Origin of the sequence: Pseudomonas sp. NyZ201 (genome assembly GCF_049860765.1) — a bacterium.
GTDB lineage: Bacteria > Pseudomonadota > Gammaproteobacteria > Pseudomonadales > Pseudomonadaceae > Aquipseudomonas > Aquipseudomonas bharatica.
In genome coordinates this window covers 4,794,014-4,817,211 of the sequence record NZ_CP187557.1, presented here as the reverse complement: position 1 = coordinate 4,817,211, position 23,198 = coordinate 4,794,014, and the positions used below count along the sequence as shown (strand labels likewise).

At 61.7% G+C, this 23,198-nt stretch carries 23 protein-coding genes and 1 pseudogene; 17 read left to right on the top strand and 7 right to left on the bottom strand.

Annotated elements, in window-relative coordinates:
* Positions 1-10 precede the first annotated feature (10 nt).
* The 16 genes and pseudogenes from ACPFMA_RS21500 to ACPFMA_RS21425 all read left to right on the top strand — a co-directional run bounded on the left by ACPFMA_RS21500 (position 11) and on the right by ACPFMA_RS21425 (position 14,792).
* Positions 11-937 (top strand): alpha/beta fold hydrolase, encoded by a 927-nt coding sequence (locus ACPFMA_RS21500; RefSeq protein ID WP_425928660.1) that lies wholly within the window; start codon positions 11-13, stop codon positions 935-937.
* A gap of 73 nt (positions 938-1,010) precedes the next feature.
* Positions 1,011-1,951, top strand: a pseudogene (locus tag ACPFMA_RS21495) (LysR family transcriptional regulator).
* On the top strand, positions 1,951-2,214 hold the full coding sequence (locus tag ACPFMA_RS21490) for an EexN family lipoprotein (RefSeq protein ID WP_425928659.1): 264 nt from the start codon (positions 1,951-1,953) through the stop codon (positions 2,212-2,214). The pseudogene ACPFMA_RS21495 and the gene ACPFMA_RS21490 overlap by 1 nt, the downstream one beginning before the upstream one ends.
* Before the next feature lie 235 nt (positions 2,215-2,449).
* A complete protein-coding gene (locus ACPFMA_RS21485; protein ID WP_425928658.1) occupies positions 2,450-4,459 on the top strand; it encodes a conjugal transfer protein TraG in 2,010 nt (669 codons plus the stop codon).
* Entirely contained in the window at positions 4,456-4,932 is a 477-nt protein-coding gene (locus ACPFMA_RS21480) for a CopG family transcriptional regulator (protein WP_288511166.1), read from the top strand. The genes ACPFMA_RS21485 and ACPFMA_RS21480 overlap by 4 nt, the downstream gene beginning before the upstream one ends.
* Positions 4,929-5,975: a P-type conjugative transfer ATPase TrbB gene (trbB, locus tag ACPFMA_RS21475; RefSeq protein WP_425928657.1), complete on the top strand. Its 1,047-nt coding sequence runs from the start codon at positions 4,929-4,931 to the stop codon at positions 5,973-5,975. Before ACPFMA_RS21480 ends, trbB begins: the two co-directional genes overlap by 4 nt.
* Positions 5,972-6,355 (top strand): TrbC/VirB2 family protein, encoded by a 384-nt coding sequence (locus ACPFMA_RS21470; RefSeq protein ID WP_425928656.1) that lies wholly within the window; start codon positions 5,972-5,974, stop codon positions 6,353-6,355. The genes trbB and ACPFMA_RS21470 overlap by 4 nt, the downstream gene beginning before the upstream one ends.
* A complete protein-coding gene (locus tag ACPFMA_RS21465; protein WP_425928655.1) occupies positions 6,352-6,636 on the top strand; it encodes a VirB3 family type IV secretion system protein in 285 nt (94 codons plus the stop codon). Before ACPFMA_RS21470 ends, ACPFMA_RS21465 begins: the two co-directional genes overlap by 4 nt.
* A gap of 11 nt (positions 6,637-6,647) precedes the next feature.
* On the top strand, positions 6,648-9,098 hold the full coding sequence (trbE, locus tag ACPFMA_RS21460) for a conjugal transfer protein TrbE (RefSeq protein WP_425928654.1): 2,451 nt from the start codon (positions 6,648-6,650) through the stop codon (positions 9,096-9,098).
* Positions 9,095-9,832, top strand: a complete 738-nt coding sequence (gene trbJ / locus ACPFMA_RS21455; RefSeq protein WP_425928653.1) for a P-type conjugative transfer protein TrbJ — start codon at positions 9,095-9,097, stop codon at positions 9,830-9,832. The genes trbE and trbJ overlap by 4 nt, the downstream gene beginning before the upstream one ends.
* 11 nt (positions 9,833-9,843) lie before the next feature.
* A complete protein-coding gene (locus ACPFMA_RS21450; protein WP_425928652.1) occupies positions 9,844-10,146 on the top strand; it encodes a hypothetical protein in 303 nt (100 codons plus the stop codon).
* The gene (gene trbL, locus ACPFMA_RS21445; RefSeq protein ID WP_425928651.1) at positions 10,143-11,537 is read left to right on the top strand and encodes a P-type conjugative transfer protein TrbL; all 1,395 of its coding nucleotides are present in this window, start codon (positions 10,143-10,145) and stop codon (positions 11,535-11,537) included. Before ACPFMA_RS21450 ends, trbL begins: the two co-directional genes overlap by 4 nt.
* A 24-nt stretch (positions 11,538-11,561) precedes the next feature.
* On the top strand, positions 11,562-12,266 hold the full coding sequence (gene trbF / locus ACPFMA_RS21440; RefSeq protein ID WP_425928650.1) for a conjugal transfer protein TrbF: 705 nt from the start codon (positions 11,562-11,564) through the stop codon (positions 12,264-12,266).
* A complete protein-coding gene (trbG, locus tag ACPFMA_RS21435; RefSeq protein WP_425928649.1) occupies positions 12,263-13,267 on the top strand; it encodes a P-type conjugative transfer protein TrbG in 1,005 nt (334 codons plus the stop codon). Before trbF ends, trbG begins: the two co-directional genes overlap by 4 nt.
* Positions 13,268-13,269: 2 nt before the next feature.
* Positions 13,270-14,553: a TrbI/VirB10 family protein gene (locus ACPFMA_RS21430; RefSeq protein ID WP_425928648.1), complete on the top strand. Its 1,284-nt coding sequence runs from the start codon at positions 13,270-13,272 to the stop codon at positions 14,551-14,553.
* Positions 14,550-14,792: a DUF2274 domain-containing protein gene (locus ACPFMA_RS21425; RefSeq protein WP_425928647.1), complete on the top strand. Its 243-nt coding sequence runs from the start codon at positions 14,550-14,552 to the stop codon at positions 14,790-14,792. The genes ACPFMA_RS21430 and ACPFMA_RS21425 overlap by 4 nt, the downstream gene beginning before the upstream one ends.
* Before the next feature lie 206 nt (positions 14,793-14,998).
* Here the strand turns inward: ACPFMA_RS21425 and ACPFMA_RS21420 are convergent, their stop codons facing one another.
* Positions 14,999-15,916, bottom strand: coding sequence for an NAD(P)-dependent oxidoreductase (locus ACPFMA_RS21420; protein WP_425928646.1), 918 nt, complete (start codon positions 15,914-15,916; stop codon positions 14,999-15,001).
* 90 nt (positions 15,917-16,006) lie between these two features.
* On the opposite strand from ACPFMA_RS21420, the gene ACPFMA_RS21415 reads away from it, so the two are divergent.
* Positions 16,007-16,894, top strand: a complete 888-nt coding sequence (locus tag ACPFMA_RS21415; protein WP_425928645.1) for a LysR substrate-binding domain-containing protein — start codon at positions 16,007-16,009, stop codon at positions 16,892-16,894.
* Between the two features lie 92 nt (positions 16,895-16,986).
* Here ACPFMA_RS21415 and ACPFMA_RS21410 read toward each other — a convergent pair whose 3' ends face one another.
* The 6 genes from ACPFMA_RS21410 to ACPFMA_RS21385 form a co-directional block, all read right to left on the bottom strand.
* Entirely contained in the window at positions 16,987-17,547 is a 561-nt protein-coding gene (locus ACPFMA_RS21410) for a GNAT family N-acetyltransferase (protein WP_425928644.1), read from the bottom strand.
* A gap of 1,106 nt (positions 17,548-18,653) precedes the next feature.
* A complete protein-coding gene (locus ACPFMA_RS21405) occupies positions 18,654-19,004 on the bottom strand; it encodes a hypothetical protein (RefSeq protein WP_425928643.1) in 351 nt (116 codons plus the stop codon).
* A 108-nt stretch (positions 19,005-19,112) separates the two neighbouring features.
* Positions 19,113-19,469, bottom strand: coding sequence for a hypothetical protein (locus tag ACPFMA_RS21400; RefSeq protein WP_009399117.1), 357 nt, complete (start codon positions 19,467-19,469; stop codon positions 19,113-19,115).
* An 887-nt stretch (positions 19,470-20,356) separates the two neighbouring features.
* Positions 20,357-20,797 (bottom strand): type IV pilus biogenesis protein PilM, encoded by a 441-nt coding sequence (pilM, locus tag ACPFMA_RS21395; protein ID WP_425928642.1) that lies wholly within the window; start codon positions 20,795-20,797, stop codon positions 20,357-20,359.
* 116 nt (positions 20,798-20,913) lie between these two features.
* Positions 20,914-22,263, bottom strand: a complete 1,350-nt coding sequence (gene pilV, locus ACPFMA_RS21390) for a shufflon system plasmid conjugative transfer pilus tip adhesin PilV (RefSeq protein ID WP_425928641.1) — start codon at positions 22,261-22,263, stop codon at positions 20,914-20,916.
* Positions 22,253-23,197, bottom strand: a complete 945-nt coding sequence (locus tag ACPFMA_RS21385; RefSeq protein ID WP_009399122.1) for an ATPase, T2SS/T4P/T4SS family — start codon at positions 23,195-23,197, stop codon at positions 22,253-22,255. The genes pilV and ACPFMA_RS21385 overlap by 11 nt, the downstream gene beginning before the upstream one ends.
* Position 23,198: the final 1 nt, after the last annotated feature.

Here is a 23,198-nt window from a genome sequence, read left to right as displayed (position 1 = left end):
AATAAGGCTAATGGAATTCGTAGAAACAAACGGCATCACCGTTGGCTATGACAGTTTCGGCGACGAAGTCGCCGAGGCCATTCTGCTGATATCGGGTCTTGGCGCTCAGATGATTCGGTGGACAACGCCATTCTGTGGACGCCTGGCGGCTAAAGGCTTTCGCGTGATCCGATTCGACAACCGCGATGCAGGTATATCGACGCATTTCACGCATTCCTCGACGCCAGATTTCTCGGCCTTGGCAAGCGCAATCGCGGCTGGCCGAACGCCGGATGTTCCTTACACGCTCTACGACATGGTCGGGGATGCGATTGGGCTCCTCGACGCCCTCGAGATCGGCCAGGCACACGTCGTCGGAAGATCAATGGGCGGGATGATTGCCCAATTGATGTCCAGCGAGTATCCGGAACGAATTTTGTCGTTGACATCCATCATGTCCAGCACGGGGAATCCGAATCTTCCCTCTGCTGCGCCAGAAATCATGGCCATGCTAACGAAACGTGCGCCTCACCCCTTCGAGGATGAAGCAGGATTTCTGGAGCACAGCCTTGCGTTTGCGCGGCGCATCGCAAGTCCTGGTTATCCCCTCAATGAAGAAGCACACCGAATCCTGGTGTTGGAGGAAACCAAGCGTGCCTATGATCCGGCTGCGTTCGGAAGGCAGATTGCTGCGATAGCTGCAACCGGCGACATCCGCTCAAGGCTTGCTCGCATCGTAGCTCCGGCCCTGGTTGTACACGGGATTGATGATCCATTGATACCTCTAGATTGCGGCAGGGATACAGCCATATCCATCCCCGGAGCCGAATTCATGCCTGTTGACGGTATGGGTCACGATTTCCCCTCCGCGCTATATCCCGCCGTAGCGGATGCGATTGACAGGACTGCACGCCGGCAGCACCCAGGAGTGCAGACCACAGGTATGACGATGGGCTAATAGTTTCGGATCAGCATGGCTTCGCCTGAGAGGTTGGACAAGGCGCCGCCCGCCTTTTCGGTTGGAGTCAACAATGGAGCTACGCCATCTTCGATACTTTCTCGCAGTTGCAGAGGAACTTCACTTCGCCCGTGCTGCCGAGCGGCTGCACATAGAGCAATCCCCACTATCACGGGCCATCAAGGAGTTGGAGGAAGAACTGGGCGTGGTGCTGTTTGCCCGCACCACACGCAGCACTCGGCTGACCCGTGCGGGCAAGCTATTCTTGAGCATGTGCCGCGTGTCTTCTCTGCCTTGCAGCAAGCGCGCGACAGCGTGAAGGCCGCCGCCAACGGTTTCCACAGCCAATTGCGCATTGCACTATCCGACGGTATGACGCCCTCGCGTCTGCCGGCCTTGCTGGCACTGTGTCGGCAGGAAGAACCCGAGGTTGAAATCCGTTTCTTCGAGGTGCCGCTGTCGCAACAGATCAAAGGGCTGCACGGCGACCTGTACGACGTGGGCTTTGCGCGCGCTGATGAGGTCGGTGATGGCCTCATTGCCGAGCCGGTATGGAGTGATCCGCTGATGGTGGCCGTGCCGGCACGGCATCCCCTGCTGGCCCACAAGCGCATCCCCTTGGAAGAACTGCTGCGCTATCCCCTGGTGCTGTGCGATCCGCAGGCGTGCGAGGGCCATGCCCGGCAAGTGGATCGTGTGCTGCGCCGTGTGGACATGGAACCGCTGGTGGCCGAACGGGTGGCGTCCTGCGACCTGATGATGGCGCTGGTGTCCGCAGGCATCGCCCTGGGGCTGACGGGCTGCGCGCACATCTTGGCCAGCCAGGAACCTGGCGTAGTGGCACGGCCACTGACAGGCCGTTCACCGTTGCTGACGACCTACTTGCTGCGTCCGGAAGGCGAGCCTTCGGAAATGCTCGCCCGCTTCATCGACCGTGTGCAGGCCATCGAATCACCCGAAGGTAGCAGGCCCACGCCGGGTCTTGATGCCGACTCCCTGGAGGAACCCGCATGATGAGAAACTCCATTCTGTTCCTGCTGGCCGTGGCATTAACCGCTTGCGGCCAATCGGAAACGCCCAAGCAGGCCGAGGTGCCGACCGTGGAGGAACTGGCCGCCGGTCCGGCACTGCTAAAGGAGCTGCGCCAGCAGTGCAAGACTGATCGCGCCAGCCTTGGCGACGTGCTGTGCAATCGAGTCGCCGAGGCTACGCGCAAGCGGTTCTATGGCGATGGCAAGACCCCATACACACCGCCGAAGGAGCCGCCTAAGTTCTGATCGCGGTCGATTCAACAACATATTCCGTTTTCTCGCCATACACGCCGCAATGCGCCTGAGCTTGCGGCGTTTTTCTTTGGCTCGACGCTGCGCGAATTCTTCCTTTTTTCTAGACCTTTCTCCCGATAACGGTCTTTGACCGGCACCGACCCAGCACCGATTCTCGCGTCATGCGGCACGTCCTTGTGCCGCGTGTGAACGAGGAATCAGCGCAGAGGAAATCGGAGGCCAGTCAATGCAAGCTCAGGGCGTGCTGTTCGGGCAGATCGCGGTTGTTTTCAGCATCGTGATCGCGGGTGTGTGGAGTGCAACGCAATGGACAGCCGCCGCTCTGGCCTACCAACTACGCCTTGGCTCGCCCTGGTTCGATTTCTTCGGTATGCCGGTCTATCACCCGTGGCGGCTGTTCGAGTGGTGGTTCTTCTTCGATGCCTACGCGCCGCACGTTTTCGACATAGGCGGCGCCATTGCGGGCGGCAGCGGCTTGGTCGCCGTAGTGGTTGCCATCGCCATGTCAGTGTGGCGCTCGCGGCAATCTCGTCTGGTCACGACCTATGGCTCGGCGCGTTGGGCCAACACCGCCGACATCCGCAAGGCCGGGCTGATGCAGTCGGCCGGCGTCTTTCTCGGCCTGCATGACGGACAGTACCTGCGCCATGAAGGCCCGGAACACGTCCTGACCTTCGCACCCACGCGCTCTGGCAAAGGCGTGGGCCTGGTGGTGCCGACTTTGCTGTCCTGGCCTGCATCGGCAGTGATCCACGACATCAAGGGCGAGAACTGGCAGATCACCGCCGGCTGGCGTTCGCGCTTCTCGCATTGCCTGCTGTTCAACCCCACCGATGCGAAGTCAGCCGCATACAACCCGCTGCTGGAAGTGAGGCGCGGCGCGCACGAAGTGCGCGACGTGCAGAACATCGCGGACATTCTCGTTGACCCCGAAGGTGCGTTGGAGAAGCGCAATCATTGGGAGAAGACCAGCCATGCGCTGCTGGTCGGCGCCATCCTGCATGTGCTGTATGCGGGCGAGGACAAGACGCTGCGCGGCGTCGCCAACTTCCTCTCCGACCCAGCTTGCCCGTTCGAGCTGACGCTGCACCGGATGATGACCACGCGCCATCTCGGTGACGCGCCGCATCCGGTTGTCGCTTCCGCCGCTCGCGAAGTGCTCAACAAGTCGGACAACGAGCGGTCGGGCGTGCTCTCCACCGCGATGAGCTTCTTGGGCTTGTACCGCGACCCCACCGTGGCGGAAGTCACCTCGCGTTGCGACTGGCGCATCGCCGACCTGATCGCGTCAGAATCACCTGTGTCGCTGTACCTGGTGGTGCCGCCGTCCGACATCAGCCGCACCAAGCCGCTGATCCGGCTCATCTTGAACCAGATCGGGCGGCGGCTCACCGAATCGCTCGACGGTAGTGATGGCATCGCGCGCCGCCACAAGCTGCTGCTGATGCTCGATGAGTTCCCGGCGCTGGGCCGGCTCGACTTCTTCGAGACGGCGCTTGCCTTCATGGCCGGCTACGGCATTCGCAGCTTCCTCATCGCGCAGTCGCTCAACCAGATCGACAAGGCCTACGGCCAGAACCATTCGATTCTGGACAACTGCCATGTCCGGGTGACGTTCGCCACCAACGACGAACGCACCGCCAAACGCATTTCGGAAACGCTGGGCACCGCCACCGAACTGCGCGCGCAGCGCAACTACGCCGGCCACCGGCTCGCGCCGTGGCTCGGGCACTTGATGGTGTCGCGGCAGGAAACCGCACGCCCGCTGCTGACGCCGGGCGAAGTGATGCAACTCCCACCCGATGAATCGGTGGTGATGGTGTCCAGCGTGGCGCCGATCAAGGCCAAGAAGCTGCGCTACTACGCCGACGCCAATTTCAAGCAGCGCGTGCTGCCACCACCCGCGCTGGCGGCTGGGCAGTACGCCGACGTGCCACCGGCCCGCGCCGACGACTGGAGCGGCCTGGCGATTCCGGCCGTGCCCGCCGCATCAGTCACGGCATCCGCCGATGAGCTGGGCGGCACCGACGACGGCGGCCCGCGCCGCCAACCCGAACTCTCCGAATCCGTCGCCTACGACCCCGAGCTGGATGCGCCCGATGTCCTGGCGCTGCTCGATGACGACGACGGCCTGCCGCTGCCTTCTTTGGCCTCGCTCCCCGGCCAGTTCGACCCCGCCATGCAGCGCACAGCGCGGCTGGCCTCTCTCGACCCCAACGACGGAATCGAGCTATGAGCCAGTACCGCCTCAACCTCTTCATCCAGCACGAGCACGCCAAGCGGCTGGAAGAACTCGCCGCCAAGAAAGGCGTATCGAAATCCAGCATCGTCGCGGCGGCGCTGGCGTCCTGGCTGTCGCCGGACGCGGGCGACCAGCGCGAGGCCGCCATCGCCAAGCGACTGGATCGCCTGTCTCGGCAGGCCGAGCGCCTGGAGCGCGACCAGAACATCCAGATCGAAACGCTGGCGCTGTTCATCCGCTATTTCCTCACGGTCAGCACGCCGGTGCCCGAGGCACATCAAGACGCAGCCCGCGCGCAGGGCAAGGCGCGTTTCGAGCAGTTCATCGAACAGCTTGGCAGGCACCTGCTGCGCGGCCGCAGTCTGGTGCGCGACGTGGTGGAAGAACTGCATCCCGACCCGATGCGGATGGATGACGCGGCGGCGCTGGCCGAAGCCCGTGCACGCACTGCGGAGCGTGCGTCATGAGTGCCATTCCTCAGATCCCTCCCGAACCACGCTCGTCGGCCAGCACTTCACAGGATCGCCGCATCCAGATGCTGCGCACGGCAATGGGGCCGTTGATCGCCGCGGCGCTGGAAGACCCGGACGTGGTGGAAATCATGCTCAACCCTGATCGCACCCTCTGGGTGGATCGGCTGTCGTCGGGCCGTGCGCCGCTGGGCGTCGAACTGCCCGAGGCCGATGGCGAACGCATCATTCGCCTGGTCGCGGCTCACTTCGGTGCGGAAGTGCATCGCGGCCAACCGCTCTTGACCGCCGAGCTGCCCGAGACGGGCGAGCGTTTCGAGGGCATCTTGCCGCCCGCCGCACCGGGGCCAGCCTTCGCGCTGCGCAAGCGGGCCGTGAGCATCATCGGCCTGGATCGCTATGTGGCCGACGGCATCCTGACTGCCGGCCAGGCGGACTTCCTGCGCCGCGCCGTGCGCGAGCGCCAGAACATCCTGATCGCCGGCGGCACCAGTACCGGCAAAACCACGCTCGCCAACGCGCTGCTGGCCGAGATCGCCGCCACGGGCGATCGCGTGCTGGTGCTCGAAGACACCATCGAGCTGCAATGCGCCGCTCGTGACCATGTGCCGCTGCGCACGCGCGCAGGCGTCGTGTCGATGCAGGAGCTGGTACGCGCCACGATGCGCCTGCGCCCCGACCGCGTGATCGTCGGCGAGGTGCGTGGCGGCGAAGCCCTGGACTTGGTGAAGGTGTGGGGCACCGGCCATCCGGGTGGCATCGCCACCATCCATGCGGGTTCCGCGCTGGGCGCGCTGCTGCGCCTAGAGCAACTGATTCTTGAAGTGGCGGTGAATCCGCCGCGAGCGTTGATCGCCGAGGCCATCAACGTCGTCATCCACATCGCCGGGCGTGGCCGCAAGCGCCACGTCGAAAGCATCGTCCGCGTCGTCGGTTTCGACGGCGTGGGCTATCGCATGGCGGATGCGCTGGAAACGCCGTTTCCCGAGCTGCCGCCAGTTTCTTCCCCGTCCCCTGAACCCTCTGGAGAACTGCCATGACGCAGATGCACATTCATGCTTTCCACATTTCCGTAAATCCGCTTCCACGAATGGCGCGGCTGCGCAGCCTGGCCCACCCTGCGGTGCAAGGGTTGCTGCTGGCTGCGATGCTGCTGTTCCTGGCCGGCACCGCTCAGGCCGCCGGTTCCAGCATGCCCTGGGAAGGCCCGCTGACCTCCATCCTCGAATCCATCCAGGGACCGGTCGCGCGCATCGTCGCGGTCATCATCATCATTTCCACCGGCCTGGCGCTGGCCTTCGGCGATACCAGCGGCGGCTTCCGCAAGCTGATCCAGATCGTGTTCGGTCTGTCCATCGCGTTCGCGGCGTCCTCGTTCTTCCTGTCGTTCTTCAGCTTCTCCGGCGGGGCCGTCGTATGAGCGCCGCCAACGAAGGAACGCCGGGCTTCGCGTCCGGCTTCGAGATTCCGCTGCATCGCTCACTGACCGAGCCGATCCTGATGGGCGGTGCGCCGCGCACCGTGGCGATTGCCAACGGCACGCTGGCTGCCGCCGTCGGGTTGGGCCTGCAACTGTGGATTCCCGGTGCGGTGCTCTGGATCGTCGGCCATTCGCTGGCGGTGTGGGGGGCGCGCGTCGATCCACAGTTCATGCAGGTCTTCGCCCGGCACATCAAGCACAAACCGCTGCTGGACGTATAGGGGACGCCGCCATGCTGAACCTTGCCGAATACCGCCAGCGGCCCGCGCTGCTGGCCGACTGGCTGCCCTGGGCCGGGCTGATCGCGCCGGGTGTCGTCTTGAACAAGGACGGCAGTTTCCAGCGCACGGCGCGCTTTCGTGGGCCGGATCTGGACAGCGCCACGCAAGGCGAACTGATCGCCACGTCGGCGCGCCTGAACAACGCGCTGCGCCGCCTGGGATCGGGCTGGGCCTTGTTCATCGAAGCCGAGCGCCGGTCGGCGGCGGTCTACCCACATTCCGAATTTCCCGAACCGCTGTCCTGGCTCGTGGACGAGGAACGCCGCGCCGCCTTCGAGGAATCGGGGCATCACTTCGAGAGCGGCTATCACCTGACGCTGGCTTACCTACCGCCGGAGGAATCCCGCGCCCGCGCGGCCAAGCTGCTCTATGAAAACGCGCCGGGCGACGGCGTGGACTGGCGCGGCCGGCTCGATGCCTTCGTGGCGGAAACCGATCGCGTGTTCGACCTGCTCGATGGCGTGATGCCGGAGATCGCCTGGCTCGATGACGCCGAGACGCTGACCTACCTGCACGCCACGGTGTCCACGCGGCGCTACCGCGTGGGCGTACCCGAAGTGCCATTCCATATCGACGCGCTGCTGGCCGACTCCGCGCTGGTCGGCGGCCTGGCACCGATGCTGGGCGACCAGCACCTGCGCGTGGTGTCGGTGCGGGGCTTTCCGACTTCCACCTGGCCGGGCCTGCTGGACGACCTCAACCGCCTGGGCTTCGCCTACCGCTGGAGCACGCGCTTTCTTTGCCTGGACAAAGCCGAAGCGGAAAAAGAGCTGGGCCGCCTACGCCGCCAGTGGTTCGCCAAGCGCAAGAACGTCATCGCGTTGCTGCGAGAGACCATCTTCCAGCAAGAAAGCCCGCTGGTGGATACCGACGCCAGCAACAAGGCGGCCGACGCGGATGCCGCGATGCAGGAGCTGGGTGGCGATCAGGTGGCCTTCGGTCACTTCACTGCCACGGTGACGGTGCTCGATGCCGATCCGGCCGCGGCCGACGAAAAGCTGCGCATGGTGGAGCGCGTCATCCAAGGACGCGGGTTCGTGACCATCCCCGAAACGCTGAACGCCGTGGATGCGTGGCTGTCGTCCATCCCCGGCAATGCCTACGCGAATGTCCGCCAGCCCATTGTCTCGACGCTGAATCTGGCGCACATGATGCCGCTGTCGGCGGTATGGGCCGGGCCGGAGAAGAACGACCACCTTGACGGCCCGCCGCTGATCGTTACCCGCACCGATGGCGCCACGCCGTTCCGGCTGGTGACGCACATCGGCGACGTAGGCCACACGCTGGTCGCCGGCCCGACCGGTATGGGCAAGTCGGTGTTGCTTGCCATTCTGGTGCAGCAATTCCGCCGCTATCGCGGCTCGCGCGTGTTCGCCTTCGATATGGGCCGCTCGATGCGCGCCACCATCCTGGGCCTGGGCGGCGAGCACTACGACCTGGGCGCCGATGGCGGCATTGCCTTCCAGCCACTCGCGCGCATCGACCGGGAAAGCTATCGCTCCTGGGCGGGGGAATGGGTGGAAGGCCGCCTGCTGCATGAGGGCGTGACGGTCGGCCCGGACGAGAAGGCGGTCATCTGGTCGGCGCTGGGCAGCTTGGCCGGGGCGCCTGTTGAGCAACGCACGCTCACCGGGCTCTCGGTACTGCTGCAATCGAACGCGCTACGGCAGGCACTCGCGCCCTATGTGCTCGGTGGCGCGCACGGCAAGCTGCTGGACGCGGACACCGATCGTCTCGGCTTCGGTGACGTGCAGGGCTTCGAGATGGAAGAACTGATGCACAGCCCCGCCGCCGTGCAAGCGGTGCTGCGCTATCTGTTCGCCCGCTTCGATGAGCGGTTCGACGGTGCGCCCACGCTGCTGATCCTCGATGAGGCGTGGCTGTTCCTCGATGAGCCGTCTTTTGCCGTGCGCATCCGGCAGTGGTTGAAGACGCTGCGCAAGAAAAACGTGTCGGTGATCTTCGCCACGCAGTCGCTCGCCGACATCAAGGATTCGAGCATCGCGCCCGCGATCATCGAGAGCTGCGCCAGCCGCATCTTCCTGCCGAACCCGCAGGCGACCGAGCCGCAGATTCGCACGATCTACGAGGGCTTCGGCCTCAACAGCCGCCAAATCGAGATCGTCGCTACCGCCCAGCCCAAGCGTGACTACTACTACCAATCGCGCCTCGGCAATCGCCTGTTCGACCTCGACCTGGGGCCGGCGGCGCTCGCCTTCGCGGGCGCTTCCACACCGCAAGACCAGCGCGACATGGATCGCGTGCTGACGCAGGCCGGCGCTCCCGGCTTCGCCGGCGCGTGGCTGCGCCATCGCGGCCTCGACTGGGCCGCCGACCTGCTGCCGTCCTCACCGGCGGCGGCTTCTTTCCTCGCTTCTCAACCGCTGGAGGTTTCGCCATGAAGACCCGTGCTCTTTCTGTATCCCTGGTCGCCGTGCTGTCCGTGTCGCTGCTGGCCGTGCAGCCCGCATCGGCGATCACGTTCATCGACCCCGCCAACCTTGTGCAGAACACGCTGACGGCAATCCGCACGATGGAGCAGATCAACAACCAGATCAATCAGCTTCAGAACGAGGCGCAGATGTTGATAAACCAGGCCCGCAATCTGACGAGCCTCGATTTCAACATCGTCAACCGCCTGCGCTCCACGCTGGCCACTACCGAACGCCTGCTCGCCGAGGCGCAGGGACTGGCCTACGACGTGCAGAGCATGGATGCCACGTTTGCCCGTCTGTACCCGGAGCAGTACGCTGCGACCATCAGCGGCGACCGCATGGCGCAGGACGCTCGCGAACGCTGGAAGAACACCCTTGACGGCCTGCATACCGCGATGCGGATGCAGGCGCAGGTGTCGCAGAACCTCGCCCAAGACGAAAGCGCGCTGGCCGACCTCGTGAGCCAGAGCCAGTCGGCCACCGGCGCCTTGCAGGCGCAGCAGGCGACCAACCAGCTTCTTGCCTTGCAAGCCAAGCAGTCCATCCAGTCCCAGCAGCTCCAGATCACGCAAGACCGCGCGGCGTCGCTGGAACTGGCGCGGCAGGCGGCGGCGACCGAGCGCGCCCGCGAAGTGCGCCGGCGCTTCCTCGGCAGCGGCACGCCGTATACGCCGCAGTCCATCAATTTCTACAACAACTGACGGAGGCGGCCATGCGATGCGCTCCCGTCTTATCTGTTTCGCTGCTGGCCCTGCTGCTGACCGCGTGCGGCCGGCAGTCGGCCGAGAGCCTGGCCGACGCCTTGACCGCCGATCCCGTGCGGCTCAAGGCGTTGCGTGCGCAGTGCGCGGACGACCGGCAGGCCGTGGGCGAAGACGACTGCCGCGCCGCCGCCGAAGCGTTCCGGCGGCGCTTCTTCTCCGGTCAGGCCGGGCCGGACGAATACCGGACGCTGGCCGAGCTGCCGCCGATTCCGGCGAGTTTCGATGAACCCATTGGAGAGGACGCGCCATGAACGACGTGACCATCATCGACCGCTTCCTCGATACGTTCTCGCGCTACATCGACTCCGGTTTCGGGCTGCTGCAAGGCGAAGTGGCGTTCCTGACGGCCACGCTCATCGTCATCGACATGACCATCGCCGGCCTGTATTGGGCCATGAGCCACGCCACCGGCCAGGGCGAGGACGTGATCGCCAAGCTGCTGCGCAAGGTGCTCTACGTCGGCGCCTTCGCTTACATCATCGGCAACTTCAATTGGCTGGCTGGCATCGTCTTCCGCTCGTTCGCCGGCCTGGGCCTGACGGCCACCGGCTCGGCCATGACGATGGAGAACTTCCTGCAACCGGGTCGACTGGCTAAGACGGGTATCGACGCGGGCGCACCTATTCTGGAGCAGATCGGCGACATGGCGGGCTTCCCCGAAGTCTTCGTGAACATCGACCCCATCGTGGTGATGTTTCTCGCCTGGCTCACCGTCATCCTATGTTTCTTCGTGCTGGCGATCCAGCTTTTCATCACGCTGATCGAGTTCAAGCTGACCACGCTCGCCGGCTTCGTGCTGGTGCCGTTCGCGCTTTGGAACAAGACCTCGTTTCTCGCCGAAAAAGTGCTCGGCAATGTGGTGTCGTCGGGCATCAAGGTCGTGGTGCTGGCCGTCATCGTCGGCATCGGCTCGGGCCTGTTTGCGGAGTTCCAGGTTCATCCCGACGAACCCTCCATCGACCACGCCCTTGTCGTGATGCTGGCCTCGCTTGCGCTGTTGGCGCTGGGCATCTTCGGCCCCGGCATCGCCACGGGCCTGGTGTCCGGCGCGCCGCAGCTTGGCGCGGGCGCGATGGCGGGTGCCGCGGTCGGTGCCGCCGGTACGGCCGTTGCCATCGGTGCCGCCGCGACCGGCGTGGGCAGTGCGGTCGTGGCCGGGGCACGCATGGCACCGGTAGCCGCGAAGCTGGCCGGCGCCGGTGCGCGGGCTGCCACCTCGGCGGCCGGTAGCGCACGCTCGGCATTCCAGGCCGGTTCCGCCGCTGCGGGCGGCGGCGCCAAGGGCGCGATGGCCGGCTTGGGCAATGTCGCCAAGACCGGCGCGCAGGCTGCCGGGCGCAGCGCCGCATCCGGGGCTTCCGGCGCTGCGCAGAAGATGACCGGCTCTTTCCGCGCTGGATGGAACGGCACAGAAGCCGGTGGCGGCGCTGCGTCCGGTGCGGCTGGCTCCGGCCAGGCGGCCGCAGGCGAAGCCACAGACAGCGCCGCCAACTCGCAGAAGCAAGAGCAGCCCGCATGGGCCAAGCGGATGCACCGCCGCCAGCAGATCACCCATGCCGCGACCACTGCCGCACACACGTTGCGCGGTGGCGACGGTGGCGGCTCCGGGCAAGGCCCGAGCTTGCGCGGCTCCGACGACTAGAGCGATTTATAAGGAGAACTGACCATGCGATTCAAACGACCGCAGGTGCGCTATGCCGATACGCCGCAGCCTGCCACTCCGTATCAAGCCGCCACCCAAGTGTGGGACGAGCGTATCGGCTCGGCCCGCGTGCAGGCGAAGAACTGGCGGCTGATGGCCTTCGGCTGCCTGGTGCTGGCCTTGCTGATGGCTGGCGGCCTGGTGTGGCGCTCGGCGCAGTCCATCGTCACCCCCTACGTCATCGAAGTCGATCAGTCCGGCCAGGTGCGTACCGTGGGCGAGGCCGCCACGCCGTACCGACCCGCCGAAGCGCAGATTGCGCATCACCTGGCGCGGTTCGTGACGCTGGTGCGCTCGCTGTCCATCGACCCCATCGTGGTGCGGCAGAACTGGCTCGATGCCTACGACTACACCACCGACAAGGGCGCGGCCGTGCTCAACGACTACGCGAGCAAGAACGATCCGTTCGCCCGTGTCGGCCGCGAATCGGTGACGGTGCAGATCACAAGCGTCACGCGCGCGAGCGATGCCTCGTTCAACGTCCGCTGGACGGAACAGCGGTTCGTCAATGGCGCACCCGCTGGCACCGAACGCTGGAACGCCGTGCTTTCCATCGTCCTGCAAACCCCGCGCACCGAACAGCGCCTGCGCAAGAACCCGCTGGGTATCTACGTCAACGGCCTGTCGTGGAGCCGCGAACTGGATTCTTCCGAAGGAGCCAAGCCATGAACCTGCCTTTCCGCTTTTACCCTTTCCTGCTGATGCTCGCGGCCACCAGTTTGTCATTGCTGGGCTGCGCTTCGCAGGGCAAGCCGCCGCCGACCATCTCGCTCGATGAGCCGGTGCAGGCGCAGCCGCTGCCCGAACCGCCCAAGCCGGTCGAAATTGTCGCCGTGCCCGAGCCGCTGGCGCTGCCGGCGCAGTTGAAGCCGCTGCCGGAGGTGGACGAGGCAGCGACCGTGCCGGAGCCGACCGACGAGAAGGTGCGCGTATCGCGCGCCAATGCAGAAGCGCGCATCGCGCCGACCCGCGAGGGCTACGTCAATGCGATTCAGGTGTGGCCGTACAGCGACGGCGCGTTGTATCAGGTCTATGCGGCGCCGGGGCGCGTCACGGTGGCTTCGCTCCAGCCCGGCGAGGAACTGGTGACGGTCGCCGCTGGCGATACCGTGCGCTGGATCGTGGGCGACACCTCCAGCGGTAGCGGTGCCGATCTGCGCGTCAATGTGCTGGTGAAACCTATCCGTTCCGGATTGAAGACCAATCTGGTGATCACCACCAGCCGGCGGACGTACCTGCTGGAACTGACCTCGACCGAGAAGGCGTGGATGGCCTCGGTGTCCTGGGACTACCCGAAAGACCGGATGCTGGCCTTGCAGCGCCAGGCGCAGGCCGCACAGACAGCCGCGCCGGTCGATACCGGCCTAGCGCTGGAGAAGATCCGCTTCCGCTACGCGGTGTCCGGGAGCAATCCGCCGTGGAAGCCATTGCGGGCGTTTGACGATGGCGAGAAGGTCTATATCCAGTTCCCGCCGGGTATCGCCCAAGGCGAACTGCCGCCGCTGTTCGTCATCGGCGCGCAGGGTGACGGTCAGCTCGTCAATTACCGTTTCCGTTCGCCGTACTACATCGTGGATCGCCTCTTTGGCGCGGCCGAACTGCGCCTAGGCGGCGATGGTGGCGACGTGGTGCGGATCGAGCGCACCGACGGCGTGGCGCGGAGGAACTGACCATGAGCCAGGACGACACTTCCGACCTCGCCGCGCCGCAGGCGGCGGGCAAGATCGCGCCCGAGGCGGTGGCGCTGCGCGCCCAGCCGCGCCCGGTCACGCGCCTGAACCGGCGCACGCTGGCCATTCTCGCCGGCGGCCTCTCGGTCGCCGTACTCGGCGCGCTGATGTGGTCGCTGCAACCGCAGCGGCGCGGGGCCAACGAGCAGACCGAGCTTTACAACGTCGATCGCGTCTCCAAGTCGGAAGGACTGGACGCGCTGCCGGCGGACTACTCCAAGCTGCCGCCGACCTTGCCGCCCACGGTGCCCGAACTGGGGCCGCCGCTGCCGGGTGATCTTGGCCCGGCAATCGTCAAGTCGCAGCAGCCGGTGACGGCCGCCTATGCGGCGCCTGGCCACGACCCGAACGATGTGCTGCGCAAGGAAGCCGAAGCGGCCGCGGCTTCGTCGGTGTTCTTCCGCTCTGGCACGCAGAAGGCCGCGCCGGTGGCGCAGTCGCAGGCCGCCCCCGCGCAGGGCTTCGCTGCCAATGCGGCGTTCGACCCGATGGCGGCGGGGCCGGCCTCGACGGCGGCCCAGCCTGCCGACCCGACCGCCGTGCAGAACCGGCAAGACCAGAAAGAGGCGTTCCAGAAAGCCGGAACCACGGAAACCCGTAATTCCGGCAACCTGACCCTGCCGGCTTCGCCGTATCAGGTCATGGCCGGGACGGTCATCGCCGGGGCGCTGGTCACGGGCATCAAGTCGGACTTGCCGGGCGACGTGATCGCCACGGTGACGGAGCCGGTCTATGACACGGCTACCGGGCGCTTCCTGCTGATCCCGCAGGGCTCGCGCATCCTCGGCCGCTACAACAGCCAGGTCAGCTACGGGCAGAGCCGCGTTCAAGTCGTCTGGAACCGGATCATTCTGCCCGACACGTCTTCGCTCACGCTCGACAACCTGGTCGGAGCCGACCCGGCCGGCTATGCCGGACTGGAAGACGACGTGGACTACCACTGGGGGCGTATGTTCGCCGGCGCGGCGTTGACCACGCTGCTGGGCGTCGGCGCCGAGCTGGCCGCGCCGGAGAACCGCCAGGATGGCGACCGCATCATCATCGCCGGGCGCGACAGCGCGCAAGACAGCATCAATCAGGTCGGGCAGGAGATGACCCGGCGCAACATGAACATCCAGCCGACGCTGACCGAGCGGCCGGGCCTGCCGGTTCGCATCATCGCCAACCGCGATCTGGTGTTGCGACCCTACCAGCCGTTGTTCTTCAACAAGGGGACATCACGATGACGACGCGCAAGCTGCGGCTCGGGCCGCTCCCGAAAACTGAATCCACGAAGCTAACCTTCGCTTGCCCAGCCAGCCTAAAAGCAGACCTCGACCGCTACGCCGCGCTGCACGCGCAGGCGCATGGTGAGGCGCTCGATGCGGTGACGCTGATCCCGCACATGCTCGAAGCATTCATGGCTGGGGATCGAGGATTCAAGAAGGGCGGTGCGGCCAAAGCCGCGCCGCCCAGGCCAAGCTGACAACGCCGATCATGAATGCTGCGGCACGCGATGACGGCGTCGACATGGTGCGCGGACTGTCGATTCTGCTAGTAGTGCTGCACTACTTCAACATTGCCTATACCCTGTGCGATACGGCGCCTGCCGGGGTCAATGCTGTGCGCCATCGCGCTATATGACGCCCTGCCGCCAGCAAAAGCTAAGTCCGGCCCGCTTCCGATCTATATTCACACCTTGATCTCGGTGCTTCTCGCTAGCGAAATCGCTGCGGTTCGATCTTCGATTGCTCGAACAACGGCGATCATGTCATCGGCGCCAAGGCCCAAGGCTTCCGTCTCTTCGTAAAGCGTGAGGCAGGATTCCATCTGAGGCGAGGCTATAGCTGCCTCCCGAGCAGCTTCAATGACAAGGCGACTGTTCTTCAGAACATCGGAAATCCCCGCTTGGCGCTCGAAATCCCGACGCACCACCTTCGCGGCCTTGATCCGCGATACGTTGCTAGCCATTGGGCCGGTGTCAAGAATCGCCGTGAAACGCTCCAGATCGAGGCCGTGGCGTTCGGCAAAATGCGCGGCCTCAGCGAGCCCGGTGACCATGGTGATCAGAAACAGATTTACCGCGAGCTTCATGCGCAAAGCGTTGGGTACCGGGCCACAATCGAAGATCTGCCGGCAAAGCGGTGCAAGTAGAGGCCGGACGTCGGCCAGGTCTTCCTTCTCTCCTCCAAGCATCCCGACAAGTTCACCCGACTCTGCAGGTGTACGCGATCCCGAGACGGGTGCCTCCACATAACGCCCGCCTGCCTTCTGAATCTCGTTCGCCAAAGCGAGCGAATAACCGGGGCTAACAGTGCCCATCGCTACGATCTGCCGTCCGGACACGCGATTGGCAAAATCGGGTAAGCCGCGGCCAAGCACGGCATCAATGGCAGCTTCGTCGGCAAGCATCAAGATGATGCTCTCGCATTGCGCGAAGACGTCAGTGGCGTTGGGCACTGCGGTTGAGCCGAGTTCCACGAGCGGCCCGCACCGTTCCGAAGAACGATTCCATATGATCAGCTTCGTTCCCGCCCGAGCAAGATTCAGGGCCATTGGCAGTCCCATCGTGCCAAGCCCGATAAATCCGATCGGCTTCGACTTATTCATTTGTGTCTCCTGTTTTCTCTGGAGATTAATGCATTCTGATGAATTCGAAAATTTGATATTATTGAAGTGATAGTTCAGGAAATCGGATCGATGACATCGCAGTTCGACATTGAAGCGCTGCGTACGATGATCGTGGGCACCGACCTCGGGAGTTTCGCACGCGCCGCCGTACATCTCGGTAGATCACAGTCTGCCGTCAGCATGCAATTGAAGCGCCTCGAAGAGCAGGCAGGTCATGTACTGTTCCACCGGCGTGGTCGCGGTCTAGTGCCGACGGAAGCAGGCGACACTCTCCTCAGTTACGCGCGTCGGATCGTAGCCATGCATGATGAGGCGGCCATGGCGTTGGGCGCGTTGGTGGCGCTGCCTACCATTCGTTTGGGCCTGCCACAGGATTTCTTCGAGGACATTATGCCCAGTACTCTCGCGACCTTCTCAGAGAGACGGCCGAATGTGCATGTCGTGGTTCGTGCGGGCAGAAACTACGCGCTTGAAGAAGAAGTAAAGTCCGGACGGCTCGATGTTGCTCTTGCTTTCGCCGGAGCGGATCGTCCGGGGAATGGAGAGCACCTGGCGACGATGCCGATGCTTTGGCTTTCCAAAGATGAAGATATTGAACCGCTTCGTGATGCCTCCGGCGGTCTGCCGCTTGTGCTCTTTGATCACCCCTGCCTGTTCCGGCAGGCTGCTCTTCGCTCGCTCGATCAGGCCGGCATCCGATGGCGCCTTTCGCTTACCACGCCCAGCCTGCCCGGTGTTTGGGCTGCCTTACGATTTGGATTGGGCGTCACGGTGCGCACAGCCCATGGCTTGCCGCATGGAATACGCCGGCTCGACAATTGCTTGCCGGCACTGCCACCTCTTGAGTTACGGATGTTGAAACAGGATCATCTGTCCGATGCGGCTCGAGATCTGGCGGATATTCTCAAGGCTACAATCGAAAGCCAAGGCGTCGGTTGCCAACTACCGACATGGTGAACGGCGCCGACGCGTTGATGATCTGGCACCTATCCCGGTACATGAACGCACGGATACTTCTTAACCCGTTCCGACCAAACTTAAGACGCGGGCTACCCCGCAGTTCGGGATGACCATTCTTCGGCCAGCAGCCCGTAAATCAGAGAATCCCGAACGCCAATATGCGTACGCCATTCGGCCCGCAGTTGCCCCTCCAGCGAGAAGCTGAGCGCCTTAAGCAGTGCGATCGACGGCTGGTTGTCTGGATCGGTATCGGCGAAAATGCGCCGTTGTCCCTCAGCGAATAATTGGTCGATCAGTATGGTGACAGCTTCGCGTGCATACCCATGCCCCTGCGCTTCGCGCGCGAGTAGATAGCCGATCTCTGACACGCCTTCGCGTTTCTGGCCCGCCGCAACGAACCCAACGGCAAGGTCTTCGCCTGCCCGTACAATCGCCCATGAGCGCCAGTTCGATTGATCGTCGTTGGCGAATGTCTCCCTCAGCTGCTCGACATGCGCAAAGGGCGGGCGAGACCACCACCGCATCATGGCTGGATCGGCCATCGTTGAAAATAAGGCGTCCGCGTCGGTCGGGCAGCGTGGGCGCAGTATCAGACGGGGTGGCTTTGACTTGTCGCCGATCAAAGCCGGTGCTGCTTGCAGGACTACCATTCTCATTTCCTTCTTAGATTCACACGCCGTGCAGGAGGATCTGCGCCGTTATGAACTGCGCGGTCCCGCCCATAGCGCAGCCACAGCAGCGTATCGGAAAATTGGATGGCATCTCAAGCCAATGCCGGGATGACAGTGGCATTCGCATTTTGCCAGCGGTTTAAGCTGAGCCGATGTGGATGGATGACGTGGTGGCGCAGGCCAAAGCTTTTGGTTGAGCAGCGGCTCGGGAGGCACATCACTTTCGGCCATATGTGTTGGCGTGGCGGTCTGGGGGTTGAGCTTTAGCGGTGCGCCAACATGGTTGCAAACCACATTGGCTGATGCAGCAGGCAACGGGGCCGCCGTTGCACAATCCATGCTGGAACCGGTGTTCAATCTCTCGTTAGCTGCCAGCGGGATTATTGGCGGGCTTCCGCTTGAGTCCGCAGCTGCTAAGTCTTTCCCTTGGGTAGTGCTGCTGATATTGATGATTTGTCTGTTCGTCGCTTGGCGGGCGAAGACCTATGGGTTTAAATCCGGTCCGCGCCGGTGAGCGTCCCTGAATGAGGTGGCGATAACCTGATCACTGATCTTGATCACTACGCCGCACAGCACAGCACAGCACGCAGAGCGACGGCTAGGGGGTAGCTGCGACGGTCCTCGATCTGCCACATGCTCGAAGCGTCATAGCCAGGATCAGGATTCAGGAGGAATGGGGCGGCTAAGCCGCCCCCCAACGAAGCCAGGCTGGCGAGGCGGGTTTCGGTTGATGGCCAGTCCGCGGACGCGTAGCCGGAAGCGGCGCGTCTTCATTCTGGCGGGCTGTGACCGATTGGTTACGATGATACAAATAAGCGCCATCGCCTGTTGAGGAGCAGGCCCGATGCAGCACGCTCCGGCTTTCTACCGCGACGCTCTTATGTGGCTCCTAGCCCACAACGCCACCGCCTCGCAAAGGGCCCCACAGTAGAGCTAGACCCGCGTCCCGTATAGACTTCCAGACATCAGGCTGATTTCAATAATCGCTTGACGCCGGCCCTTTTTTGATGCCATGGCGTTCCTTTGATCGCCAGGCCCTCACCTTGCCAGGTGGGGTACCTGGCACTGGGTGAGGTTGAAGGGGATTAGATCGCAACTGGAGCTATGAGATCGTCCAGCGAGCCCAGACGTAGATCTAGTGCTTTGGGTTTGCTTGGCTTGCGCTGGCGGGCGCGGCGCTTGGACGGTGGTACCGCTTTGGTATTGGCATCGAACCACCGGTTTAGATCAACGCCGCGGCGGGCGAGGGTAGGTATGCGGCAGAGCTCATCCCAGTCGTTGCGGGTGGGCTTAATGTTCGCGAGATGAATAGCAGGCTGGGCCTGGGTTCGGACATCTGGCGTTGTCCGCTTCATAGAGCGCATGAACTCTCGGGTGAGGGTGCCGAGCGCGTAGCCAAAACGGAAGCTGGTCGATGGTACGGATACTGCGGTCATGATGGTTCTCCTGCGGTTTGAAATGCGGAGAAACACTGACCCCAAGGGGAGTAGTTTCCCCGTTGGTTTTTTGCGGCGTGTGGAACACTGGGTAAATCGAGGGACGCTTCAATCGACTTCAAAGCAGCCACAAGGGCAGGTCAACCAATTGAGGCCGTGGGAGCAAATACCGTTGTTACTATCTTCGGCTTCAATCTCGAGCAACTCTTCTTCAGAGACGTAGTCGTAGGTGTGTCTGGCAAAAGCGAACGCATACTGAACTTCAGGATCGAGGTTTTCGTCGTCGCCGTAAGCTTCTCGCATCCTTTGGCAGAAATGCGAGCGAACTACTGCCTCATAGGTGGAGTAGCGATGTACTACTTCGCTGTATAGCTTGCCGACAGTGATTTCAATGGCTTCAGGTGAGGCTGTGCCTTGGTAAACAGGCGCGTCTTCGTGAAGTTCGAATTCAGAAAGTAGGGTCATGGGTGTCTCCTGCTTGGAAAAATGCAGGGGAACACTTTGCCCGGTAGGGAAGTGATTCCCCACTGGGTTTGCGGAAGGAGCTTCTATCGACGAAAAGTCGACCGGTCGTGCTGCCAGAAGCTGAAACGACCTTCGGGAGGATCACACGATAGGCGTGCTGCAGCATTACGGATCCGAGCTGCATTGGGCATGTTGCTGACGACGTCAGCAGATCACGGCTTAATAATCGGAGCGGGGAGGGGTTGTGTCAAGCGGGAGGGGGATGGAAGGGAAGCACGGGAAGGAGAAGGCCGGCTGGATCAGACCTCGACGGTGATCCAGCCGTGAATTGGAAAAAAGTTGAAGGAGCCACCTGTGTCGGAATCGTCGATCCCTGGGCATTGATCGTCTCGATTCTTATCACCTGGCCATTCTCGTGGCTTTGGCCAGCAAACATGAGGCACGCATCCGCGCACAAAAGGAGCCCGGCTTATCGCCGGCGGGCCACCGGCAAAGGAGAGAGTACCCATTGGGTAGCCTGATGGACCTTCTACAAGTCCATCAGGCTACCCAAAGGGAGGAAAAGAGGAGGGGCCACATTACCAATGTGGCCCTTGGATCAAAGAAGCACCGAACCTCTTGAAACCCTATGTGCCTGTGAACTCGATCATCACGAGTTAGACGGCTGCGCGACTAGAGAGAGCAGGGAGACACAGGGAGAGCTTCAACCAGATCCGCACGCCCTTCCCGGAGCTATAGCGTGCTTACGGTTTGGTGTTGAGGCGAACCGCAACACCTGGGCGCTACTGATGACCGTCAGTAGCCAGCGGGGTTGAACATCTGAGTGATGTCATTATGTTGTCGCACAGGCGCATATGCAAGCAGCTGAGGTTTCTGGCTGGTTAACTTTAGTTGACGGCTACCACCGCACCTTCAGGAACTGAGGCGGGTATGCTGATGTCCGTTTGGCCTGTTGACGGTGATACCAGGATCCCTGAGCGGTTTACGCCAACCGATGCTGACCTGGTGGCTCTGACGAGCTCCGCTGGCAATCCTGCTGCTGCATGTCCTGTGTAATAGGTGAAGCTTTGACCGGCAGCAATAAAAGCTGCCACACCTGTTGGTTTTGAGTACCAGCCTGGCAGATTGAGGTCATCCTCATCCGGATAACCAGTGAAGGATGGGTTGTCCTTTGCAAATTCAGCAGCTGCAGAACGGTACACAAGCAGGCCTCTGCAAACTGCATCAATAGTGGCAGAGTCTGCTTCGCGAGCTGACTGATCCTGGTAGTGATCAATCACACCCACAGCAAGGAGCAAAAATGTTAACACTATCCATTGTAATGACATGATGTATCTCTAAGGGTTTCTTGGCGAAACTGCACGTAGTGCCTGGTTTCAAAGCAACGTGTAGCTTCTGATGCAAGTGACTTATCAGGGAGCTAGCTCATTGATTATTCAAGTACTCACCAGCCTGGCATTTTGCTTAAGTTGTATACTGGCATGCTTGCCAGACCGACTTTTCCGGTATTGTTTGCATATTGCCCGCTGGCGTTAACGCACGCGGTGTTCGAGCCGCAGTAGTTATATCCAGTTGTGCCACAGTAGACATTGGCAGTGCACCATGCGTCTCCCCAGAATTTACCATCTATTACTTTGCCAATACCTCGGTAGCGGTAACCGACACCCGCCATGTCAAACTCGTAGTAGGCTATCTCAGTAGCGATGCTGGTCCACATTCCGGATTGACATGTGAGGGCTCCGCCAGTTGAGGTTTTTGCAAGCAGCTTCCTATCGCTACAAGGAGTTCCTTCGGTTGCGATTCCTCCAATAGAAATAAATTCGCTAGTGGCGAGGCGGCCTGTTGCTGTAATGGTAGTGTTAGATACTATTGATCCGGCATCAACAGCTCCGCCAGTTTTGAAGCCTTTGTCGTTATAGACTTTTACCCAGTCAGGGTCGGTTTGATAGATGCCTCCGCCCCATTTTTCACTGAACCATCCAGTGTCGCCTCGAGTCCTAAACCAGCCAGTAGTATAAGTTTCTCCAGTTATATTGGCCTGCCCGCCAGTAATAGTTCCGGTCGCGACCACGTCAGTCGCATTAACACTCTGGCTAGTAGTGATAGCTCCGTTGGCGGTGATTGCCCCAACGCTGTTAATGTCATTATCTCCCATGTTGAGGGCCGTATTCATTTTATTCAGCTGAGGCTGACCGGGCACGGCATTACGGTACAGGTAGTCGTTCGCTAGCTCGCCATCCATTAGAAATAAAGCGCTTGCTGTATGGCCGGGACCTGGATTAACGCCATAGTTACTCAACGCAACCTGCCACCCACCTCGTACTCCTTGAACTACGCTCGGATTCGACGACGAAATAAATCCGCCAGGTCCACCAAGACTCTCAGCTACCTCTCTTACTCCAATCTCAGAGATAGGTTGGCCCCCAGTGGTTAGGACAATAACCTCAAGCTGGTCAGGATTTGGTTTTCGCGCTAGTCCAACAATAGCTTGACCAAATCCATTAGTGTCAGAGAAACCATGTGGCAGGTAATTTGTGTTTCTGAGCATTGCGATTGTGATTTCAGCGGGAGAAGTTGGGCTGGCGCTGGCAAGTACAGCGGAAAAGTTGTCTTTTAAATATTTGCTGACAGCTTCCGCAACTATCCGCTGCTTATCTGCTGCGATTCGATGATCCTGGGCGGCCATCTGTTTGCTCGTCCAGTAGGTGCCCAGTGTGAGCAAGATACTGACAAGAATGAGTACGAATACGCCGTCAATGCTTAGCATACCCAGCTGGTCGCGTTTATTGATCATTCCAGAGACTCCTGGTGGACTGATTGGCTATGTCCTGTTCGATCTTCTGTAAGTGTTCCCAATGACGCAGCTTTTCTCGAATGCCTGGCGCATCGTCACCAGTAAGTGAAAGGCATTGCAGTTTTAACCTTTTAAAGCCGGTTGGATCTGGCAGGAGTGTCTGATGGATCACCGCTATCAAGCCTTGAGACAAGATGTGCAACGCATTGGGAATTTTTGGCTCAGCTAGCGATGCCAGGCGCTCAATACCATGAAGGGCGGACCCTCCATGACCGGTGCAAAATATGAAGTTTCCATTGATACTTGCTTGGACGACCTGAGCTGCGGTTGGAGTATCACGCACCTCTCCAACTAAAAGGATGTCTGCACGAGTTCTCAGTGCTCGTATGAGCGCTTCTTCATATCCCCCTTTTTTCCTTGAGACTGGTATTTGAATGCATCTTCCCAGTCCGTGCTCTCCATGTAAGAGTGGCTCAGGAGGGTCTTCGACAGTCAAGGCTACACCGCCGAGACGGCTTAGTCTCGCTACCAGCATCGATGCAGCAGTGGATGTTTTTCCGGTACCCATTTCGCCACAGACATATACCAGTCCGCGAAGTGTCGGTCTAAACATATCAGTGAGAATGTTTTCAGGAAGACCGATATCATCAATAGGTATAATTTTTACCGCTGATCTGTTCAAAACAAATAGCGGTTTAGCATTAAGGTCAAGTAGTTGTGTTACTCGATACACCAATCCATGGAAAATAAGAGAAAATTCCGGTTCGTCAGTTGTGTCAAAGTGTGCCTGGCAAAGAGCTCGAAGCTCCTCAACATCCTCGTGCCAATTAAGAGGCACGGAAACACGAGTGGGCTGCCCGAGCAGCCCCTTCACGTCTGCGAAACCGTCGCCGAGGTAGAGGTCGACGAATGTGGCTTCGGAGATTTCACTCACG

What these genes read in the sequence shown, in the direction of transcription:
- ACPFMA_RS21405 (WP_425928643.1), bottom strand. Translation starts at nt 19,004, where the DNA reads ATGACCGCAGTATCCGTACCATCGACCAGCTTCCGTTTTGGCTACGCG.
- trbF (WP_425928650.1), top strand. Translation starts at nt 11,562, where the DNA reads ATGCGATTCAAACGACCGCAGGTGCGCTATGCCGATACGCCGCAGCCT.
- pilV (WP_425928641.1), bottom strand. Translation starts at nt 22,263, where the DNA reads ATGATCAATAAACGCGACCAGCTGGGTATGCTAAGCATTGACGGCGTA.
- ACPFMA_RS21430 (WP_425928648.1), top strand. Translation starts at nt 13,270, where the DNA reads ATGAGCCAGGACGACACTTCCGACCTCGCCGCGCCGCAGGCGGCGGGC.
- trbL (WP_425928651.1), top strand. Translation starts at nt 10,143, where the DNA reads ATGAACGACGTGACCATCATCGACCGCTTCCTCGATACGTTCTCGCGC.
- ACPFMA_RS21490 (WP_425928659.1), top strand. Translation starts at nt 1,951, where the DNA reads ATGAGAAACTCCATTCTGTTCCTGCTGGCCGTGGCATTAACCGCTTGC.
- ACPFMA_RS21400 (WP_009399117.1), bottom strand. Translation starts at nt 19,469, where the DNA reads ATGACCCTACTTTCTGAATTCGAACTTCACGAAGACGCGCCTGTTTAC.
- ACPFMA_RS21415 (WP_425928645.1), top strand. Translation starts at nt 16,007, where the DNA reads ATGACATCGCAGTTCGACATTGAAGCGCTGCGTACGATGATCGTGGGC.
- ACPFMA_RS21470 (WP_425928656.1), top strand. Translation starts at nt 5,972, where the DNA reads ATGACGCAGATGCACATTCATGCTTTCCACATTTCCGTAAATCCGCTT.
- trbG (WP_425928649.1), top strand. Translation starts at nt 12,263, where the DNA reads ATGAACCTGCCTTTCCGCTTTTACCCTTTCCTGCTGATGCTCGCGGCC.
- ACPFMA_RS21480 (WP_288511166.1), top strand. Translation starts at nt 4,456, where the DNA reads ATGAGCCAGTACCGCCTCAACCTCTTCATCCAGCACGAGCACGCCAAG.
- ACPFMA_RS21420 (WP_425928646.1), bottom strand. Translation starts at nt 15,916, where the DNA reads ATGAATAAGTCGAAGCCGATCGGATTTATCGGGCTTGGCACGATGGGA.
- trbJ (WP_425928653.1), top strand. Translation starts at nt 9,095, where the DNA reads ATGAAGACCCGTGCTCTTTCTGTATCCCTGGTCGCCGTGCTGTCCGTG.
- ACPFMA_RS21410 (WP_425928644.1), bottom strand. Translation starts at nt 17,547, where the DNA reads ATGGTAGTCCTGCAAGCAGCACCGGCTTTGATCGGCGACAAGTCAAAG.
- ACPFMA_RS21500 (WP_425928660.1), top strand. Translation starts at nt 11, where the DNA reads ATGGAATTCGTAGAAACAAACGGCATCACCGTTGGCTATGACAGTTTC.
- ACPFMA_RS21465 (WP_425928655.1), top strand. Translation starts at nt 6,352, where the DNA reads ATGAGCGCCGCCAACGAAGGAACGCCGGGCTTCGCGTCCGGCTTCGAG.
- ACPFMA_RS21450 (WP_425928652.1), top strand. Translation starts at nt 9,844, where the DNA reads ATGCGATGCGCTCCCGTCTTATCTGTTTCGCTGCTGGCCCTGCTGCTG.
- trbE (WP_425928654.1), top strand. Translation starts at nt 6,648, where the DNA reads ATGCTGAACCTTGCCGAATACCGCCAGCGGCCCGCGCTGCTGGCCGAC.
- pilM (WP_425928642.1), bottom strand. Translation starts at nt 20,797, where the DNA reads ATGTCATTACAATGGATAGTGTTAACATTTTTGCTCCTTGCTGTGGGT.
- trbB (WP_425928657.1), top strand. Translation starts at nt 4,929, where the DNA reads ATGAGTGCCATTCCTCAGATCCCTCCCGAACCACGCTCGTCGGCCAGC.
- ACPFMA_RS21425 (WP_425928647.1), top strand. Translation starts at nt 14,550, where the DNA reads ATGACGACGCGCAAGCTGCGGCTCGGGCCGCTCCCGAAAACTGAATCC.
- ACPFMA_RS21485 (WP_425928658.1), top strand. Translation starts at nt 2,450, where the DNA reads ATGCAAGCTCAGGGCGTGCTGTTCGGGCAGATCGCGGTTGTTTTCAGC.